14 protein-coding genes are annotated in these 19,004 nt (G+C 45.5%); 6 read left to right on the top strand and 8 right to left on the bottom strand.

Annotated features, from left to right (window positions below):
* Positions 1 to 47 precede the first annotated feature (47 nt).
* The 4 genes from IJ23_RS06645 to IJ23_RS06630 all read left to right on the top strand — a co-directional run bounded on the left by IJ23_RS06645 (position 48) and on the right by IJ23_RS06630 (position 4,922).
* Entirely contained in the window at positions 48 to 926 is an 879-nt protein-coding gene (locus IJ23_RS06645) for a LysR family transcriptional regulator (RefSeq protein ID WP_033905818.1), read from the top strand.
* 120 nt (positions 927 to 1,046) lie between these two features.
* On the top strand, positions 1,047 to 2,582 hold the full coding sequence (locus tag IJ23_RS06640) for a bifunctional GNAT family N-acetyltransferase/carbon-nitrogen hydrolase family protein (RefSeq protein ID WP_033905817.1): 1,536 nt from the start codon (positions 1,047 to 1,049) through the stop codon (positions 2,580 to 2,582).
* Between the two features lie 204 nt (positions 2,583 to 2,786).
* Positions 2,787 to 3,374, top strand: a complete 588-nt coding sequence (locus IJ23_RS06635; protein ID WP_005381671.1) for a DedA family protein — start codon at positions 2,787 to 2,789, stop codon at positions 3,372 to 3,374.
* Positions 3,375 to 3,554: 180 nt separating this feature from the next.
* Entirely contained in the window at positions 3,555 to 4,922 is a 1,368-nt protein-coding gene (locus IJ23_RS06630) for a Na+/H+ antiporter NhaC family protein (RefSeq protein WP_005381672.1), read from the top strand.
* Between the two features lie 74 nt (positions 4,923 to 4,996).
* Here the strand turns inward: IJ23_RS06630 and IJ23_RS06625 are convergent, their stop codons facing one another.
* The 4 genes from IJ23_RS06625 to IJ23_RS06610 all read right to left on the bottom strand — a co-directional run bounded on the left by IJ23_RS06625 (position 4,997) and on the right by IJ23_RS06610 (position 9,664).
* Entirely contained in the window at positions 4,997 to 5,836 is an 840-nt protein-coding gene (locus tag IJ23_RS06625; RefSeq protein WP_033905815.1) for a 3-keto-5-aminohexanoate cleavage protein, read from the bottom strand.
* Positions 5,827 to 7,158: an aspartate aminotransferase family protein gene (locus IJ23_RS06620; protein WP_033905814.1), complete on the bottom strand. Its 1,332-nt coding sequence runs from the start codon at positions 7,156 to 7,158 to the stop codon at positions 5,827 to 5,829. Before IJ23_RS06620 ends, IJ23_RS06625 begins: the two co-directional genes overlap by 10 nt.
* Before the next feature lie 208 nt (positions 7,159 to 7,366).
* On the bottom strand, positions 7,367 to 8,635 hold the full coding sequence (locus IJ23_RS06615; protein WP_005381677.1) for an O-acetylhomoserine aminocarboxypropyltransferase/cysteine synthase family protein: 1,269 nt from the start codon (positions 8,633 to 8,635) through the stop codon (positions 7,367 to 7,369).
* Between the two features lie 117 nt (positions 8,636 to 8,752).
* Positions 8,753 to 9,664: a LysR substrate-binding domain-containing protein gene (locus IJ23_RS06610; RefSeq protein WP_033905813.1), complete on the bottom strand. Its 912-nt coding sequence runs from the start codon at positions 9,662 to 9,664 to the stop codon at positions 8,753 to 8,755.
* A 106-nt stretch (positions 9,665 to 9,770) separates the two neighbouring features.
* Here IJ23_RS06610 and IJ23_RS06605 point away from each other — a divergent pair, with 106 nt between their 5' ends.
* Positions 9,771 to 11,027, top strand: a complete 1,257-nt coding sequence (locus tag IJ23_RS06605; protein ID WP_017820572.1) for a D-amino acid dehydrogenase — start codon at positions 9,771 to 9,773, stop codon at positions 11,025 to 11,027.
* Positions 11,028 to 11,334: 307 nt separating this feature from the next.
* Positions 11,335 to 12,882 carry an alanine/glycine:cation symporter family protein gene (locus tag IJ23_RS06600; RefSeq protein ID WP_005381681.1) on the top strand — a complete coding sequence of 516 codons (1,548 nt, stop codon included), beginning with the start codon at positions 11,335 to 11,337 and terminating at the stop codon, positions 12,880 to 12,882.
* Positions 12,883 to 12,982: 100 nt separating this feature from the next.
* Here the strand turns inward: IJ23_RS06600 and IJ23_RS06595 are convergent, their stop codons facing one another.
* The 4 genes from IJ23_RS06595 to guaA form a co-directional block, all read right to left on the bottom strand.
* Entirely contained in the window at positions 12,983 to 13,573 is a 591-nt protein-coding gene (locus IJ23_RS06595; RefSeq protein ID WP_033905812.1) for an acetate uptake transporter, read from the bottom strand.
* A 182-nt stretch (positions 13,574 to 13,755) separates the two neighbouring features.
* Positions 13,756 to 15,459, bottom strand: coding sequence for a chitinase (locus IJ23_RS06590; RefSeq protein WP_033905811.1), 1,704 nt, complete (start codon positions 15,457 to 15,459; stop codon positions 13,756 to 13,758).
* A gap of 212 nt (positions 15,460 to 15,671) precedes the next feature.
* Positions 15,672 to 17,195: a Na+/H+ antiporter NhaC family protein gene (locus IJ23_RS06585; RefSeq protein ID WP_033905810.1), complete on the bottom strand. Its 1,524-nt coding sequence runs from the start codon at positions 17,193 to 17,195 to the stop codon at positions 15,672 to 15,674.
* A 165-nt stretch (positions 17,196 to 17,360) separates the two neighbouring features.
* Entirely contained in the window at positions 17,361 to 18,914 is a 1,554-nt protein-coding gene (guaA, locus tag IJ23_RS06580) for a glutamine-hydrolyzing GMP synthase (RefSeq protein ID WP_005383721.1), read from the bottom strand.
* Positions 18,915 to 19,004 lie beyond the last annotated feature (90 nt).

Genomic DNA, 19,004 nt, shown 5'->3' with positions numbered 1-19,004 from the left:
GTGAATATTCTACTCTTTGCCTAAGCAGAGTTTAATGGAACTGAAGTATGTTAAAAGGCAGTGAATACCCTTCTATTCGAGCATTAAGGACGTTTGTCGCGGTCTCTAATTACCTCAGTTTCTCTAAAGCAGCGGATGCCCTATGTATTACGCAAAGCGCAGTAAGCAAACAAATCGCATCGCTGGAGCAATTGGTGGGTTTACCTTTAATACAAAGATGGGCGAGTGGTATTGAGTTAACCGAAGAAGGCAAGCGTTATCTGCCGCAAGTCACAGAAGCTTTGGAGCTTATTCAGCATGCAACTGCCAACTTAATCCAGTCAGATTCAAAGCAAGAATTACTCACCGTGGACGTAACCCCTTCTTTTGCCAGTCTTTGGTTGATACCTAATATTGATGACTTCCACCAGCAACATCCTAACATCCGAGTAAGAGTCTGTACTGGGGATGGGAACGTCAAAGATTCGAGCAACGAAAGTGACTTACATATTCGCTGCCTTCCATTATCCACGCATTATGAATACAGCCACTTACTATGCGAAGAAATACTACTATTGGTCGGTACTAACGCTCCTGCACTCAAGAATGTGCACGCTGTTAGCGACTATCCGCTGATACCTCAAATCACTCGTCCTCAGTTGTGGGAGCAATTTAAGGCGGCACATGCAGTAGAATCAACCGTTACCTATCACTCTGTAGGCTTTGAACATTTTTACCTAGCTTACGAAGCCGTCAAAATGGGAAAAGGACTCGCCTTACTTCCTGATTTTATGGCGCAGAATTCTATTTTAAGAGGGGATATCCAACATATTCTCAACCTAACTTTACAGAGTGGTTATGGTTATTACGTGATGATCCCGAATTATCGCCTATCGGCTAAGAAAGTGGCGGCGTTTTACGAATGGTTGAAGAGCAAACTAAGCTAATATTGTTTTCTTGAAATGCTTTTGGTAAACCAAAACAACTCAAAGACTTCAGTATCTGTCTGCTCCAAATTGTGGCATTCTCATTAACACTGTTTCAAAAGGATAAATGGATTGAAAGATATGGACAGCAATTCGCCCAAACTCTCATTACGTACCATTGAGCCAACGGATTACCCTGAGCTTGCAGAACTAATGGACTTAGTGTTTCCTGATGTTGGCGGCTCATGGCCACGGCTGACTATTATGGATCTCATTCATCAGTTTCCTGATGGCCAAATCTGTATTGAAGATAACGGCAAAATAGTCGGTGCAGCATTGACCATTAAAGTGGACTACAACCGCTTTTCTCTTCCTCATCTATATACCGACATCATTACCGAAAACAACGTCATACAGAATCAAGTAACCGGTGATGCAATGTATGGTCTCGATGTATTTGTCCACCCGGACTATCGAGGGCTACGTTTAGGTCGACGTTTGTATGATGCGCGTAAAGAGCTTTGCCGGAGTAAGAACTTCAAAGCAATTTTAGCCGGTGGCCGCATCCCGAATTACCACAAATATGCTGACGAATTGAGCGTGGCTGAATACATCGACAAGATAAAACGCCGTGAGCTTCACGATCCTATTTTGTCTTTTCAGCTTGCAAATGACTTCGATGTAAAGCGTATTATGCGTGGTTACTTGCCAGAGGATAGTGCTTCTAAAGGCTACGCAACTCTACTGGAGTGGGATAACTTTTTCTACGAAGAGGATATTCAATCCGTCCATGATGTAGAAAAAACGCTGATTCGTATTGGTGTTGTGCAGTGGCAAATGCGCGCCATGAATGACTTAGAGGACTTGCTCGATCAGGCTGAGTTCTTCATTTCTTCTCTTGCGAACTACAAAGCCGATTTCGCCCTATTCCCTGAATTCTTTAACGCGCCGCTGATGGGATTGCAAAACGACCAAAATTCCGTCGAAGCAATTCGCTTTTTGGCTAGCTTTACGGAAGAGATCAAAAACCGTTTCTCGCAGATGGCAGTCACCTACAACATCAACATTATTGCAGGCAGTATGCCCGTTATCGAAGATGGCAAACTGTATAATGTGGCCTACTTGCTGCAACGAGATGGTGAAATTAACGCTCAATATAAAATCCACATCACGCCTCATGAACAAAGAGACTGGGTGATCGACGGTGGTGACAATGTTCAAGTGTTCGAAACCGATGCGGGCAAAGTCGGCATACTGATTTGTTATGACAGCGAATTCCCTGAATTGGGAAGAATGTTAGCAGAACAAGGCGCACAAATTGTATTCGTTCCTTTCTGGACGGACACAAAAAATGGCTATCAACGAGTACGAATTTGTTCCCAATCGCGTGCTATTGAAAACGAATGCTATGTTGCAATTGGTGGCAGTGTTGGCAACTTACCTCGTGTTGATAATGTCGATATCCAGTACGCACAATCTGCCGTATTTTCACCGTCGGATATCTATTTTCCACACGATGCGACCTTGACAGAAGCAAGCGCCAACACCGAAATGATAATCTTCGCTGATGTTGATTTGACTAAGTTGAAACAGCTTAATACCGAAGGCTCTGTCACCAACTTACGTCATCGCCGCCTTGATTTGTATGGTGCATTCACCAAAGCCAAAGAGTCATAAGGATCTCCCTAATTCGCCGCTACCAAAGAGCGTGGCGGCGAATAAAGCCTGCTGCAGGTTGATTCTGCGCAATTATCAGAGGCATGTCAGTTTTTCTCAATGGTGAGAAACAAGAATTGACCCAATAGGACATTCGGAGTATCACTCCAACTTCGTTCCGCTTTTATTGGGGGAAAGCTTTTGGAACAGATTAACGAACTTCTCGTGTCAATGAAGCCTTTGCTTGAGCAATACGGCTACGTTGCGCTGATTGTCAGTATATTTCTAGAAGGGATAGGTATCCCGATGCCTGGTCAATCACTGATGATCGCGGCATCTTTGCTCTCGTCAGAACAAGTCATGAACCTAAGTATGGTAATGATGGTATCGTGGCTGAGCTGCTTTTTGGGTAATACCTGTGGTTACCTAATCGGCTATTACTTTGAAGGCTGGTTGGATAAAAAAGGCTACATTTCCGGCCCGAAGATGCAAACGCTTCAATTGACTATCCAGAAATACGGCCCTACGTGCTTGGTCGTCAGCCGCTTTATTGAAGGAATGAAGCAATTTATGCCTCTTGCATGCGGTATCGCGAAAATGCCACGTAGAGAGTTTTTGCTCGGTAACGCTCTCGCGGCGACGGTTTGGGTATTGGTATTCAGCTTGTTAACTCACTTTGCATTTGAGCATTTAAGCGTGTTGAGCAACCTGTACACCGAATACAAATATCTGGTATGGGCATTTGCTGCTGTCTTATTTACGTGGATGGTTTTAGGTATTGTTAAACGCAAAAAAGCCAAATCAATGCAATAACGACAGTCTCTTCATTAGCGCATAACTAAAGCTCGTGGTATCAGTGAGATACGCAACACGAGCTTTTCTCTTTTTCTTTACGTGTAAAATTTAAACGGCCATTTAGACGTCTAGACGTTGACAATGTAGAAATGTGATATTAGTCTGCTCTTCTCTCTTATCATTAACATTGTCGTTTACATGTCCGGTTCCCAACAAACTACTAAAACAGTTGCACCGTCTGCGGTCGCACTGATCCCATTAATTGTATTCCTTGCGCTATTTATTGGCGTAGGCACTTACTTATCTTTGCAAGGCGTGGAATTTGCCTTCTACCAGCTGCCAGCACCCATCGCGGTATTACCAGCCATCATCATTGCGTTTCTTTTAAGTAAAGAGAAACTTAACCGCTCAATCGAACACTTCATGCGTGGTGTTGGCCACCCAGACATCATCGCAATGTGTATGATCTATCTGCTTGCAGGTGCCTTTGCTGCGGTAGCAAAAGCCTCTGGTGGTGTTGATGCAACAGTGAACCTTGGTTTATCCGCTATTCCAACCAGCATGATTTTACCGGGCATTTTTCTGATTTCTGCTTTTATCGCAACAGCAATGGGCACTTCGATGGGTACCATCGCAGCCGTTGCCCCCGTAGCGTTGGGTATTGCTGAATCAGCAGGAATGAGCTTACCGTTAACCGCAGGCGTTGTGCTGAGCGGCGCTATGTTTGGTGATAACCTTTCTATCATCTCTGACACCACGATCGCGGCGACACGCTCTCAAGGTTGTGAGATGAAAGACAAGTTTAAAGAGAACATTCGTATTGCTTTGCCTGCGGCGTTGATCGCGATTGCAGTGTTCGCTTTCAACAGCACCGCGACTCAAGTGCCTGCAACTGGCGATATTGAGTGGCTAAAAGTCTTGCCGTACATCACTATTTTGATCCTAGCGGTATCTGGTGTGAATGTGTTTGTGGTTCTGTCGATTGGCATTCTTTTGGCTGGCGGCGTGAGCTTGGCATCGATTGACAATTACGGACTAACTAATCTAGCCCAAGACGTATACAAAGGCTTTGGTAACATGCAAGAGATCTTCTTGTTATCCATGCTGATTGGTGGCTTGAGTGAACTGATGCGTCGCCAAGGTGGTCTTGCTTTTCTAACAAATTTCGTTAGTAGCCTTATCCACGCGTTTGGCTCTAGTCACTCTAAGCATGCGAACAGTCGTGCAAGCGAGCTAGGTATTGCAGGTTTGGTATCAATGGTCAATGGCTGTACGGCAAACAACACCGTAGCCATCATTGTATCGGGCAGCGTTGCTCGCCAACTGGCGGAAGAGAATAATGTCTCTCCTCGCCGCTCAGCAAGCTTGTTAGACATTTTCTCATGCGTGGTGCAAGGCGTGTTGCCTTACGGTGCTCAAGTACTACTGCTAGGTTCCGTGTTCAACCTCTCGCCACTTGAAGTAGTTGCCAATTCTTACTACTGTTTTGCATTAGCGATAGCGGCTGTTGTCGCGGTGTTTATCAAACATCCCGCTCGTCAACCTGTAGCGCAAACTGAGAACTAACGACAAATACCGAAAAGGCTCCGATGGAGCCTTTTTACTTTCCTTTCTTCTTTTTTTCTTTTCCGCGAGCAGATTTACTTCAAAGCTGAACGCAAACTTTGCGCACTGCGTAAAGGAATCGCAAAGCGATGCGCCACATCGCGTAGAGCTTCCACCTGAGCCGCGTTACTGATTGCTAATTCGCCTGCCACATCGACGTGGTTATTCTCAAACCCCACTCTCACATCGAATCCAAGTAACATCGCACTCGCTAAACAGTCTTGCTCTCGCGCGCCAAAAGCACAAATGGCACATCGAATTTCTTCCTCGACAAAACGCGCCAAATTCAAACCTCGTAAATCCCATGGCGAAGACTGTTGAGCTTGGTGATAACGCCCTAACACCACTAATGCATGCTGATGCGTTTTAGGTAACACGCCCGCATCACGCAGTTGGAAATAACGTTCAATGTCGGTTGCATCGTAGAGAATAATTTGGCTCACGATGTTGTGTTCTGCCACCCAATGGAAAAAGGCATGCCCTTCTTTCTCACTTGCGCGATCAGGGATTAACTCCCTCAATGCAAAAGAAGCCGCTTCTGGTTTCACAGCTTTAACTAACGCCATCTGTTGTGGCGGAGAATACAAGCCCACCGCCTCTGTGGTGAGCTGTACCATCATGTTTTGTCCCACCGCTTCTTTCACGGCATGGTAAATTGCCATGTTGTCGTCGATGTCTAATGAATGACGTCCGTTGGCGTCTCTAGCATGCAAATGGATCATGGCAGCCCCTACCGTTTGACAAGCGATAGCCTCTGCAACCAGTTCGTCTGTTGTCATGGGTAAGCTGGCGTGATCGTGCTTAGTTTTTCTTGCACCGTTTGGGGCCACGATAATAGCGATAGGCTCTCGTATACATCGATTTTCTAATTCCATTCCTTCGCTACCTCTTTTAGCGTTAATGAGAGTTTGCCAACTAGCTCATCAATATGGTGAGGCTGAATAATGAATGGCGGCGCAAGCAAGATATGGTGCCCATTAACGCCATCAATCGTTCCGCCCATTGGATAGCACATTAAGCCATTTTCCATTGCTCGCTGTTTGATGCGTTTGTCTGCCAATGTGGCTTTACTCAGAGGCGCCTTGCTTTCTTGATCGGCCACCAGCTCAATGCCAAAAAACAAACCTTTACCACGAATGTCGCCAATGTACGGTAAATGGGCCAATGCAGAAGTAAGCTCATTACGCACCAAAGCACTTTGCCGATTCACCGCCGTTAACAAATCATCTTGGAAGATGGTTTGAATGGTCGCCACGGCAGCAGCGCACGCCACAGGGTGCGCCATAAAAGTATGACCATGTTGGAAAAAACCGCTTCCACCGGCAATAGCTTGGTAGACTCGATCATTCGCAACCACCGCGCCAATAGGTTGATAACCCGCACCAAGCCCTTTAGCCATACAAACCAGATCGGGCTCTGCCTCTTCTTGCTCAAACGCAAAAAAACTGCCACTGCGTCCAACGCCACACATGACTTCATCCAAGATCAATAACACATCGTATTGGTCGCATATTTCGCGAATACGCTTGAAATAGCCTTGCGTTGCAGGCACAGCTCCAGCGGTGGCACCCACAATGGGCTCGGCGACAAAAGCCATGACATTATCAGCCCCCAACTCAAGAATTTTTGCCTCTAGCTCATTCGCCGCTCGCAATGAGTAATCCAATTCCGACTCATGACTCTGCTGATAACGATAAGCATAGCACGGGGCGATATGATGGCTCGGGTGTAAGATGGGTTTGAACGGTTCACGTCGCCATTCATTACCTCCGACAGCCAAAGCCCCCAAGGTATTGCCGTGATAACTTTGCTGACGCGCGATGAATTGCTTTTTCTCTGGCTTACCTGATTCCACGAAATACTGCCGCGCCATTTTTAGTGCCGACTCCACCGCTTCTGACCCGCCACTGACTAAGTACACATGGTTGAACTGTTCAGGCATGTGCTGACAAATCAATTCTGCTAGGCGCTCACTGTTGTCACTAGTAAAAAATCCAGTATGAGCAAATGGCACTCGCTCGAGCTGTTCCAACATGGCTTTTTTAACGGCGTGATGACTGTGGCCAAGGTTTGATACCGCAGCACCACCACAAGCATCGAGATACTGCTTTCCATGCTTATCGAATAGATAAACACCTTCACCTCTATCGATGATTGGTAGCGTAGCATGGCAATGACGGTGAAATACGTAAGACATTTGAGTCCCTTCCAATGTATAAGATTTGCACACATCATCAGGAACAAACCCAAACGTGACAAGAGAATAAATCTCACCCTCTATGAGCTTTTGGAATACCACAAACCAAAAACACCAAAACCCTTGATATTTAAACAATAAAATAAAAATAGGCCAGCTTTTTTAAAGGCTGGCCTATGGGTAACCCAAAGCTAAAAACAGAATCGTTTTACGCGTTTAGTGCCTGTTCTAAATCGGCTAGAATATCGTCAATATGTTCAATACCCACCGATAAACGAATCATCTCTGGAGACACACCAGCTTGTTTTTGTTCTGCTTCGCTCAATTGACGATGAGTCGTCGATGCAGGATGGCAAGCCAATGATTTTGCATCGCCAATGTTCACCAAACGCTTAAAGATTTTCAAAGCATCATAAAAACGCACACCAGCGTCATAACCATCTTTTAAACCAAACGACAAAATCGCAGAAGGCTTACCTTTCATGTATTTTTCGGCGAGATGGAAGTGTTCAGAACTTGGCAATCCGGCATAACTTACCCAACTGACTTTGTCATTCTGTTCCAAGAATTCAGCCACTTTGAGTGTGTTCTCGGTATGGCGCTCCATACGCAGCGGTAACGTTTCTAACCCTTGCATAAGCATAAATGCATTCATCGGTGATAATGCTGCTCCGGTATTACGCAGTGGTACGGTACGCGCACGCCCGATAAATGCCGCCTCACCAAACGCTTCGGTATACACCACGCCGTGGTAAGAAGGTTCTGGTTGGTTGAAAACAGGAAAGCGGTCTTTGTGCTGTGCCCAAGGGAATTTACCGGAATCCACAATCACGCCACCTAATGTGGTGCCATGCCCACCAACGTATTTAGTGAGAGAGTGAACTACGATATCCGCACCAAATTCGATGGGTTTGCAAAGCACTGGCGTCGCAACAGTGTTATCCACAATCACAGGCACGCCTTGTGCGTGAGCAAGCTCCGCCACACGTTCTAAATCGATGATATTACCTGCAGGGTTACCAATGCTCTCGCAGTACACCGCTTTGGTATTTTCATCAATTAACTCGGCCAAACTTTCTGGTTTGTCATCTTTAGCAAACTTCACCTGAATACCCTGATTTGGCAGCATGTGCGCAAACAAGGTATAAGTACCGCCATAAAGTTGCGGCGTAGAAACGATGTTATCGCCCGCTTGCGCTAAGGTCAGAATCGCATAGTTAATCGCTGCACTCCCCGCACTCACGACCAATCCAGCAATGCCGCCTTCTAACGCTGCCATGCGTTTTTCCAGCACGTCATTAGTCGGATTCATGATGCGAGTGTAGATATTCCCCGGCACTTCCAAGTTAAACAGATCAGCACCATGCTGCGCGTTATCAAACTCGTACGCGACCGTTTGATAAATCGGTGTCGCGACAGATTTGGTGGTCGGGTCAGTTTCGTAACCAAAATGGATAGATAGCGTTTCGTCTTTCATGTTCTTCCCTGTCTTTCATCACTCAAATAGCGGCAAGCAAAGCACTTACCTTGCTTAAAACTTATATTGCCCAATTTTTCAACAAATAACGTAGGGATGAATCACAGAGATAAAACGCTAATTCAACTGTCCAAGTAACCAGTGACGAAACGTTTCTGTCGCATTCGTACGTGTGTTCATGATCAAGTAATACCCTGCATTGGCAGGAATCGGTTTGAATGGAGAAATCAAACGCTCTGTCGTCAATTCATCCTCAATCAGTGCCATTCGTGCCATCGCAATCCCAACGCCTGCTTCGGCTGCAGACATCGCCATATCCGTTCGATTAAAAAAGTGTCCGATATCGGTTTTAAAATCCAACCCCATCGCTGACGCCCAATATAGCCACTCATAGTCACGCGTTGCTTTTTCCCATGGCATCGCATCGTGTAGTAGCGTCGCCTCTTGCCATTGCTTCACTGGCATTGAGGTTTTTTGTTCACCAAACAACGTTTTTAGCCAGCCATGATCCTCAAGGTATTTTGGACTCATCACCGGTAGCAGATGCTCATCCAAAATCAGCTCCGCGTTAGCATTTCTATAAGGATGAAGACCATAGTCAATTGCGACGTCATAGTCTTTTATCTCACTATTTACCAGCGCACCTTCCGCAAAGATTTGTACTTGGATATCCGGATTATCATGATGGAAGCTTTCGAGCTTTGGGACTAACCATTTGAAAGCAAAAGAAGGCGTCAACTTCAAACGAATTTCATTGGTTTGTTTTTCTACTTTGAGCTCATCAAGCAATTTGCTCAGTTCCGAAAAGTGAAACTGCGTCGCTTGGTGTAACTGAGTGCCTTTTACGGTTAAACGAGTACCGCGAGAGTGGCGTTCAAATAAAGTAAAACCTAATAACGCTTCCAAATGAATAATTTGTTGGCTTATGGCACCAGTGGTGAGGTGTAAATGTCTTGCAGCACCAGTAAAGCTGTTGTACTCCGCGACTTGGCTAAATAGACACAAGCCACTTATCAGATTACTTTTCATCCTTGAGCCTATAGTTTTTCTAAACGCTGTGTGTAATTTATATCGATTGTTAACAAAAGGTAAAGAAAAGAAACTGAGCACTCTGATAAATGTGTGGAGTGCATCAATGGAAGTCATCGTATTAGGCAGCGGCGTTATCGGCTTAACCTCTGCTTGGTATTTATCTCAAGCAGGCTATCAAGTTACCGTCATTGACCGCCAACCAAGCAGTGCCATGGAAACGAGCTTCGCCAATGCCGGGCAGATCTCATATGGCTATTCTTCGCCTTGGGCTGCGCCTGGTGTTCCTGTTAAAGCCATTAAGTGGTTAATGGAGGAGCATGCTCCACTTAAAATCAAACCCACTCTGAATGCCGACATGATCCGCTGGGCGAGTAAAATGGTCGCGAACTGCACCCTACCTCGCTATCAAGTTAACAAGGCTCGCATGCTTTCGATCGCTAACCACAGCCGTATTTGCTTAGAACAGTTACGCCAAGAACACGCCATTGAGTATCAAGGACGTCAGTTTGGGACCTTGCAAGTATTCCGAACACATCAACAGCTGCAAGCTATTGAAAAGGACATGCAGCTCCTTGAACAAAGCGGAACCCGATTTAAGCTAATGGACGTCGAACAATGTATTGAACAAGAGCCAGGGCTTGCACTTGTGAAAGACAAACTGGTTGGTGGCTTGCATCTACCTGATGACGAAACGGGCGATTGCCATCAATTTTGCCAACAACTAACGGAGCTTGCTAAGGCACACGGTGTCCGATTTGAGTTCGATACTGAAGTAAGCAATTGGGTTACAGTAGGCAAAAAGATCATAGGTGTCCAAACGAACCGAGGACAATTTAAAGCAGACCAATATGTAGTGGCCTCTGGCAGCTACTCTACAGCGCTACTCAAGCAACTCGATATTGATATTCCGGTCTACCCTGTCAAAGGCTATTCACTCACCATCCCGATGGAAGATGAACACTTCTCTCCTCGATCTACTGTGATGGATGAAACCTATAAAGTCGCTATGACTCGATTTGATGACAGAATTCGCGTAGCTGGCACCGCAGAATTAGCAGGGTTTGATGCTTCCCTTCCACAAAAGCGCAAAAACACCATCGAAATGGTCATCCGTGATCTTTTTCCTCGTTGTGGTGACTTCAGCCAAGCTGAGTTTTGGAGCGGCTTTAGGCCAATGACGCCTGATGGCACACCAATTATCGGCGCGACTAAATACGATAACCTTTTTACTAACACCGGACACGGAACTCTGGGTTGGACGATGGCTTGTGGTTCAGGTCAATTGCTAGCAAGCGTAATGAAAGGTGAAAAAACAAAAGTGATGGATAATGCGGAGCTTAACCTTTGTCGTTACGCCTGAGGACATGACTGAACAAAAAACAGGCAGACACTTACTCCACAAAATGCATAACCACTGGCATTTTTAACTCATCAAAATCGCAGCACATTTAAATGACAATGTGCTGCATAATTAATCATCAGGCAAATCTTCTACCTAAAAGGAGCAAATAAGCAACAAGAACCAAATTTTAACAACTACTCTCCATTCTGTGTTCATCATCACGCTACAAAGGATTTGTAGCTAAAAAAGTTAACAATTGCATTACATAAAGGGTAATGTATTGTGTGAAAAACAACCACAAACACAACTAACAGGGAAAATACTCATGCAGTCATTAGTTGATTTTCTGAATGGAATTATTTGGAGCCCGGTACTGATCTATTTGTGCCTTGGCGCAGGTTTGTTCTATTCAATCATGACGCGTTTTGTACAAATTCGTCACTTCTTTGAGATGTGGCGCTTATTACTTTCAGGGAAGAGTTCAACAAAAGGGATATCATCATTTCAGGCACTTGCCGTTTCACTATCTGGCCGTGTAGGTACAGGTAACATTGCTGGTGTTGCTGCTGCTATCGGTTTCGGTGGCCCAGGCGCAGTATTCTGGATGTGGGTCGTTGCCTTCTTTGGCGCTGCAACCGCATACGCAGAATCAACACTTGCACAAATTTATAAAGAAGAAGACGAAGGCGAGTTCCGTGGTGGCCCTGCTTACTATATTGAGAAAGCAATGGGACAAAAATGGTACGCTTGGATCTTTGCTATCGCGACCATCTTTGCTTGTGGTGTTCTACTTCCTGGCGTTCAATCGAACAGTATCGGTAACGCAGTAGAAGCCGCATTTGGCTCAGGTGACATGATTGAAACCGCTATTGGTACCTTCAGTTTTGCTAAAATTTTCACTGGTACGGTTGTTTGTGTCATTTTGGCTTTCATCATTTTTGGTGGCGTAAAGCGTATCGCGAACTTTACCCAAGTCGTTGTGCCATTTATGGCGTTAGCTTACATCATTACTGCGTTTGTCATCATCCTTCTAAACATTGGTGAGGTTCCACGCATTTTCGGCATGATCATTGGTGACGCGTTCACACCAATGGCAGGCGTTGGTGCAGCAATCGGCTGGGGTGTAAAACGTGGTGTCTACTCCAACGAAGCAGGTCAAGGTACTGGTCCTCACGCAGCAGCAGCAGCGAGTGTTGATCACCCTGCTCAGCAAGGTCTTGTTCAATCTTTCTCTATTTACATCGATACACTACTTGTGTGTTCAGCAACCGCGTTCATGATTCTTATCACTGGCGCGTACAACGTAAATGGTGCGATTGAAGGTACATTCCTGGTTCAAAACCTACCAGCGGATATTGGTGCAAATGGCCCTGTGTTTACACAGATGGCGATCGAAAGCGCACTACCTGGCGTGGGTAAACCATTCATCGCAATCGCTCTATTCTTCTTCGCGTTTACGACCATTCTGGCTTACTACTACATTGCAGAAACGAACATTGCTTACATTCGTCGTACGTTCAAAGTAAATGGACTGATGTTTATTCTGAAAGTCATCATTATTTCATCCGTGTTCTACGGAACCGTGAAAACCGCCAACTTAGCATGGGCGATGGGTGATGTAGGTGTAGGACTGATGGCGTGGCTAAACATCATCGGTATTTTGATCATTTTCTTTATGTCGAAGCCTGCACTCAAAGCACTGAACGACTACGAAGAACAACAAAAACGTGGTGTGACCGATTTTACATTTAACCCTGTTGCACTGGGCATTAAAGGCGCAGATTACTGGGAAGATAAGTACCGACGTAAAACGGGTAAAGCTCCAACGGCAGACAGCAATAGCGCAGAAACTGTTGAGCAACCATCAACATAGCGTTATCACATAAATAAGAAAAAGCAGTGGTCCGATTGAGGACATAAAAAAGGGGGATTAACCAATGGTTAATCCCCCTTTCTTCATTATGAGTAACAGCTTAGGCGATAACCGCTTCAACTTTACGAGCGATTTTTGCTTTACCGACAGGTAACACTTCACGACCAAATTCGTTGTTCAGTACTTGCGCCATTGCGAAGTAAATTGCACTTGCGCCACAGAAGATACCCTCGAAGCCAGCGATAGCACCGATCACTTCGCTACCAGTGAAATCACGAGCAGCAAGCAAGAAGAACAGGATAGTTAGAGAACCAAATACCACTTGCTTCGCTGTTGGGTAACATAGAGAACCAATGAACATGAAACCAGTGAAGATGCCCCAAAGCGCTAGGTACCAACCCATAAAGCTTGCAGGGCTTGCAGGAAGACCCATGTGAGGCATTACGATTAGACCAACCAATGTTAGCCAAAATAGACCGTAAGAAGTAAACGCAGTTGTGCCGAATGTATCACCGCGTTTAAAGCACATGATGCCAACGATTACTTGGCTAAGGCCACCGTAAAAGATGCCCATCGCTAGAATCATAGAGTCCATTGGGAAAAATCCTGCATTATGAATATTGAGCAGAATAGTGGTCATACCGAAACCCATAAGACCTAGCGGTGCTGGGTTAGCCAGTTTTGTCGACATGTACAAATACCTTTTTTCAAAAATGTTGATAAAAAATGCGCGCGAATTTTAATGGGCTCCAGAACAAAAGAGAAAAGCTGTTATTGAAAACTTAGATTCCATAAATAAACCACTACATATATAAAAAAAGACCCTGCAAAAAAGCAGAGTCTTTATAGATGGTTAGGTTGTTTTTTACTCGATCACTGACAAGAAATCTCGTCCCAGAACCAGTTGCTTTGCGTTGGGCTTTCCCACACTCCTGGGCCATTTTTCGCAACAAAACATTTGTTTTGGTACGTCACTTTATCGCCGTTAGCGACTTGCGTTACACCCGGCTCCCACTGAATAAAATTGCCTGTCACTGGTGGTTCTGGCTCGGTTACTGGCGGCTCAGGTTCTGTGACGGGCGGCTCTGGCTCAGTCACCGGTGGTTCAGGTTCCGTTGTAGGCGGCTCCGTAGGAGTGCCTGAAACCAGCTTCCACGGGTCTCCTTTCGTTGGCTCATTACCTTGTGACCACCATTTCGCTTCGTAAACAGCACCTTGGTAAGAGACTTGTTCCCCCGTGTTATATACTTTGCCAGAATCCCAAGCTGCCACACCACCTACAGGCGGCTCAACCGGATCCACTGGATCTAACTTGTCAACTACACGAACTTCTGGCCAACCCGCATGAGATTGGTAGAAGTTAGTTACACATTTCTCATAATCACCTGCAACTAGCGCAGAGTAAGCCGTTTGGAAACCAACAAGTTCACATTCAAAAGAGTGGCCTCCCGGACGATCTGAGTAGTATTTCCAGTTTCCATCCCAGTTGGTGTACAACACGTCTGTCGCACCATTCAGATTTAAGCTACCGTAAGGCGTCTGCTGCCAACAGGTATTGGTCTCATCGGCTTCAATTGGAATTTGATAATGGGCGGCAAGACCTTCCCAATAACGAATACGGTTAACAGGTTGACCTTTATCCTTGTTTTGCTCACCACACTCAATACCACCATTGATCACGTTGATGGTGGTACCAAAGCCGTAACCAATGCCAGCATCAAGCTCACGCTGTGAAGGCACCCAAGTACGGTCAATCACATGTAGCATTGCAGGTTTCGGTGCTTGTGGGGTTAGGAAGAACCAGATAGCCGATGCTAAGTTCAGCCACGAATCCGCAACCAAGCCTGGATTTTTCAGCAATACAGATGCATCGCCATCAAACATCACTTCAGAGAACGCGCCATAGTTAAAATGGTAAGAAAGCTGTTTAGCACCACGTCCAAAATAACCTTGTCCTGGTTCACATGGCCAACGCTTATTTTGCCAGTCATTCTGACCACAACCTGTTGTGTAACCTTCTTGCCCTTCAGACCATCCCATTTCTCGCACATGAACCAAAGCTTGCTGCCACTCTTCCAACCCTAGCGGATTATCCGATACGTTATCAATCGAAATATGGCCACCGGTTTCTTGTGCAAAGTGAGCAAACGCTGTCACGATCGATTTTTTACAAATTGCATCCGAATCACGACCGTCTGTGTACTCACCACAGAATGCAGGGAACTTACCAATTGCACGTAGGAAACGCGTGTAAGTGTATTCAGGTGCCGCCATTTGAGTCAGGAAGTCCCACTCACTTTCGGGGAATACACGCTCTACACGCTTCACGTTTTCTGGGTTGGTTGCCGCTCCAGGAACAATCGCCTCAACCACTGAGTTCGGGCGTGTCTCTAATGCTTGTGACCAAATGGCATACATAGGATCAGAAGTTTTGCTTTGCTCTACGGCTTGAACGTCACCACGAGCAATAACATAACCATTCGGATTTTGCGGATCGGGCTGAATATTCATACTCGCATTCACTTGTGCTGCTAAGACACAACTCAATGCAAGAGGAAGATGTTTGAGTGCAAACATGTCTAGTCTCCGGATTTCAACAATACAATATACGAGGAATAACTAGACATATAGTGGATCATATATACGAAACACCGAGCCAAGTACGTTGATTCTGCGAGACAAAATGAATAAATAGGTCCTCACACACATTTTGTCACAAGAAAAATGTTACCTTGACTCAAAAGAAAAGCGGAGACCCTGTGAGCCTCCGCTTTGTGATGTTTCTCTCTTTATTGTCCTGCCGAAACCACCTCTAGCTTCGCGGTTGACTTTTGTTTAGACAGCACAAAATAAACCACACACTGAGAAATAATTGCGGCAAGCACAATCACTGGTGAGGCGTTGATTCCAGCTAAAAGAAAACACCCCAATGCGATCATTCCATTGAGTAATGCGTAAGGCAATTGTGTACGGAAGTGCTCATACTGTTCACACCCCGCTCCTGTCGACGACAAAATCGTAGTTTCAGAGATGGGAGAACAGTGATCGCCAAACAAGCCACCAGATAATACCGCACCAATACAAACCAACAGTGGTGCATCAATCGCAACGGCAGTTGGGATCACTAATGGCATCATGATGGCGAACGTCCCCCAAGATGATCCCGTAGCGAATGAGATAACACCAGCAAGCAAAAAGGCGACTGCTGGCAATAGCCAGTAAGGGAAACCGGCTTGAGCTTGTTCAGCAATGTATGCAGCTGCACCTAATTCTTTCCCAACCGAGCTAAGCGCCCAAGCCAATACCAGAATCACCGCCACTGACATCATGTTTGACATCCCTTTCAGATAAACCTGAATACCATCCGAAAGCTTTCTTACGCCATAAAACGCCATCAGCGCAATTAAAGTGAAGGCCGCGAAGAAATATGCAGAAGAAAGTGCAGCCCTAAACGTTGATCCTGCCACTTTTTGAATTGGAAAACCGTGTGGCACGAGGATGGTACATAGAACCACCAGCATAACGAGCAAAGGCGCCCATACAAAACTGGATTTTGCATTTTTATGCGTAAACACATTCATAGACTCCTGTACTTTCCCAAAGTCGGAGCCCTGTTCTGCTAACTGCTCAGCCTTCGCCATCGGTCCGAAATCTAATTTGAAGAAAGAGACAATCGGCACAATCGCGATCGCAAGAAAGGCGTAAAACTGATACGGGATCGCGCCAATGAAAGCATCCCAATCACTCATACTGACATTCAGGGCAGTAAACTCTTTTTGAATCAATCCCATGATGTAAACGCCCCATCCGATAAAAGGGATCAAGATTGCGACGGGAGAGGAAGTAGAGTCGATAATAAAAGCTAATTTTTGGCGTGATACTTTTAACTTATCAAATAAAGGGCGAAAAACAGGACCAACAATCAACGGTGTACCAAGGTCAGAGAAGAAAATAACCACACCACCGAACCATGCGGACAGTTGAGCTTGGCACTTACTCGCCACCCATTGAGTGACCTTTTTAGCAAACGCCACACCACCGCCAGATTTCTCCATCAAGGCAACAAAGCCACCAATAAAGACCAAGAGCAAAATGACGCCCGCATTGTAGCTGTCAGTTAATTGCGGCAGTAGATAGCTTTTCATCAATGCACTAAACGAGTCTAGTGGCCCTTTTTCGACAAATGTCCCTTCAAGCATAGCGACACCACTCACCACACCGGCGAATAAACCAACAACGACATTTCTTGTGGTCAGCGCGAGGAAAAGAGTAATAAGGATGGGAATGAGAGAGGTAACGTCAGCCTGTTCCATAGCAATACCATTTATGATAATTAAACAACTAAAATGAATATATATTTAATTTAACCGCATGTATATATCTCTCACAAAAAAGTTGAGCCACCTCTTCACAAACTTGAAGTACAAAAAAACCAGCCCGAAGGCTGGTTCTTATAAACTCAACTGTCTAGAGGAAAATTATTCCCACTCGATAGTCGCTGGTGGCTTACCAGAAATGTCGTAAACAACACGAGAAATGCCATCAACTTCGTTGATAATACGGTTAGATACCTTACCTAGGAAGTCGTATGGTAGGTGCGCCCAGTGTGCCGTCATAAAGTCGATGGTTTCTACTGCACGCAGTGATACAACCCAGTCGTATTTACGGCCATCGCCCATTACACCAACAGAACGTACTGGTAGGAATACCGTGAACGCTTGAGATACTTTGTCATATAGGTCTGCAGCGTGAAGCTCTTCAATAAAGATAGCATCAGCACGGCGTAGCAAGTCACAGTATTCTTTCTTGATTTCACCAAGAACACGAACACCTAGACCAGGACCTGGGAATGGGTGGCGGTAAAGCATGTTATAAGGCAGGCCTAGCTCTAGACCAATCTTACGTACTTCATCTTTGAACAGCTCACGTAGTGGCTCAACAAGACCCATTTCCATGTCATCGGGAAGACCGCCCACGTTGTGGTGCGATTTGATCACGTGCGCTTTACCAGTCTTAGATGCAGCTGACTCGATTACATCAGGGTAAATCGTACCTTGAGCTAGCCATTTCGCATTTTTCAGCTTCTTAGACTCTTCATCGAATACATCTACGAATACGTGACCGATAGTCTTACGCTTCTCTTCTGGGTCAGACTTGCCTTCAAGTGCTTTGAGGAAGCGTTCTTCAGCGTCAACTTTGATGATGTTCAAACCAAATTGGTCGCCGAACATATCCATTACTTGTTGACCTTCGTTTAGACGCAGTAGACCGTTATCAACAAATACACACGTTAGCTTGTCGCCGATTGCACGGTGAACCAGCATCGCAACTACCGATGAATCAACACCACCAGATAGACCTAGGATAACTTCGTCGTCACCCACTTGCTCTTTAATGCGAGCAACCGCGTCTTCGATGATAGATTCCGAAGTCCATAGACGCTCACAGCCACATACGCCAAGAACAAAGTTCTCAAGCATTTGTAGGCCACCTTTTGTGTGTGTCACTTCTGGGTGGAACTGAACGCCGTAGTATTTCTTCTCTTCGTTCGCCATCGCAGCGTAAGGACAAGTGTCTGTCTCACCAACTTTTACGAAATCGGCTGGGATCTCTACTACTTTGTCGCCATGGCTCATCCAAACGTCTTGAGTTGCTTCAAGGTCTTTAAATAGAGCACATTCACCAGAAACTTTAACCTGAGCGTAGCCAAACTCACGTTCGTTAGAGCCCGCTACTTTGCCTCCTAACTGTTCCGCCATGGTTTGCATGCCGTAACATACGCCAAGCAAAGGAACACCAGAATCAAACACATATTGAGGCGCGCGTGGAGAGTTCTCTTCCGTTACGCTTTCTGGACCGCCAGATAGGATAATGCCATCTGGGTTGAATTCGCGAATATCCGCTTCTTCTACATCCCAGCTCCATAGTTCACAGTAAACGCCGATTTCACGTACGCGGCGTGCTACTAATTGAGTGTACTGAGAACCGAAGTCCAAGATCAGAATACGTTGGTCATGGATATTTTTAGTCATTTTGAGCAGTCTTTTTAAGGCTAAGTGATTAAAACCGAGGCGAGTGTACTCGCCTCTTCTTAATGCTTCAAGGAAAAAGCAAACGTTTCC

It is taken from the genome of Vibrio sp. OY15, assembly GCF_000742455.1.
Lineage (GTDB): Bacteria > Pseudomonadota > Gammaproteobacteria > Enterobacterales > Vibrionaceae > Vibrio > Vibrio alginolyticus.
Note: the sequence above shows the minus strand (reverse complement) of the source record. Positions and strands in the feature narration are given on the sequence as shown.

What these genes read in the sequence shown, in the direction of transcription:
- IJ23_RS06605 (WP_017820572.1), top strand. Translation starts at nt 9,771, where the DNA reads ATGGAAGTCATCGTATTAGGCAGCGGCGTTATCGGCTTAACCTCTGCT.
- IJ23_RS06620 (WP_033905814.1), bottom strand. Translation starts at nt 7,158, where the DNA reads ATGTCTTACGTATTTCACCGTCATTGCCATGCTACGCTACCAATCATC.
- IJ23_RS06630 (WP_005381672.1), top strand. Translation starts at nt 3,555, where the DNA reads ATGTCCGGTTCCCAACAAACTACTAAAACAGTTGCACCGTCTGCGGTC.
- IJ23_RS06615 (WP_005381677.1), bottom strand. Translation starts at nt 8,635, where the DNA reads ATGAAAGACGAAACGCTATCTATCCATTTTGGTTACGAAACTGACCCG.
- IJ23_RS06625 (WP_033905815.1), bottom strand. Translation starts at nt 5,836, where the DNA reads ATGGAATTAGAAAATCGATGTATACGAGAGCCTATCGCTATTATCGTG.
- IJ23_RS06595 (WP_033905812.1), bottom strand. Translation starts at nt 13,573, where the DNA reads ATGTCGACAAAACTGGCTAACCCAGCACCGCTAGGTCTTATGGGTTTC.
- IJ23_RS06600 (WP_005381681.1), top strand. Translation starts at nt 11,335, where the DNA reads ATGCAGTCATTAGTTGATTTTCTGAATGGAATTATTTGGAGCCCGGTA.
- IJ23_RS06610 (WP_033905813.1), bottom strand. Translation starts at nt 9,664, where the DNA reads ATGAAAAGTAATCTGATAAGTGGCTTGTGTCTATTTAGCCAAGTCGCG.
- guaA (WP_005383721.1), bottom strand. Translation starts at nt 18,914, where the DNA reads ATGACTAAAAATATCCATGACCAACGTATTCTGATCTTGGACTTCGGT.
- IJ23_RS06640 (WP_033905817.1), top strand. Translation starts at nt 1,047, where the DNA reads ATGGACAGCAATTCGCCCAAACTCTCATTACGTACCATTGAGCCAACG.
- IJ23_RS06585 (WP_033905810.1), bottom strand. Translation starts at nt 17,195, where the DNA reads ATGGAACAGGCTGACGTTACCTCTCTCATTCCCATCCTTATTACTCTT.
- IJ23_RS06590 (WP_033905811.1), bottom strand. Translation starts at nt 15,459, where the DNA reads ATGTTTGCACTCAAACATCTTCCTCTTGCATTGAGTTGTGTCTTAGCA.
- IJ23_RS06645 (WP_033905818.1), top strand. Translation starts at nt 48, where the DNA reads ATGTTAAAAGGCAGTGAATACCCTTCTATTCGAGCATTAAGGACGTTT.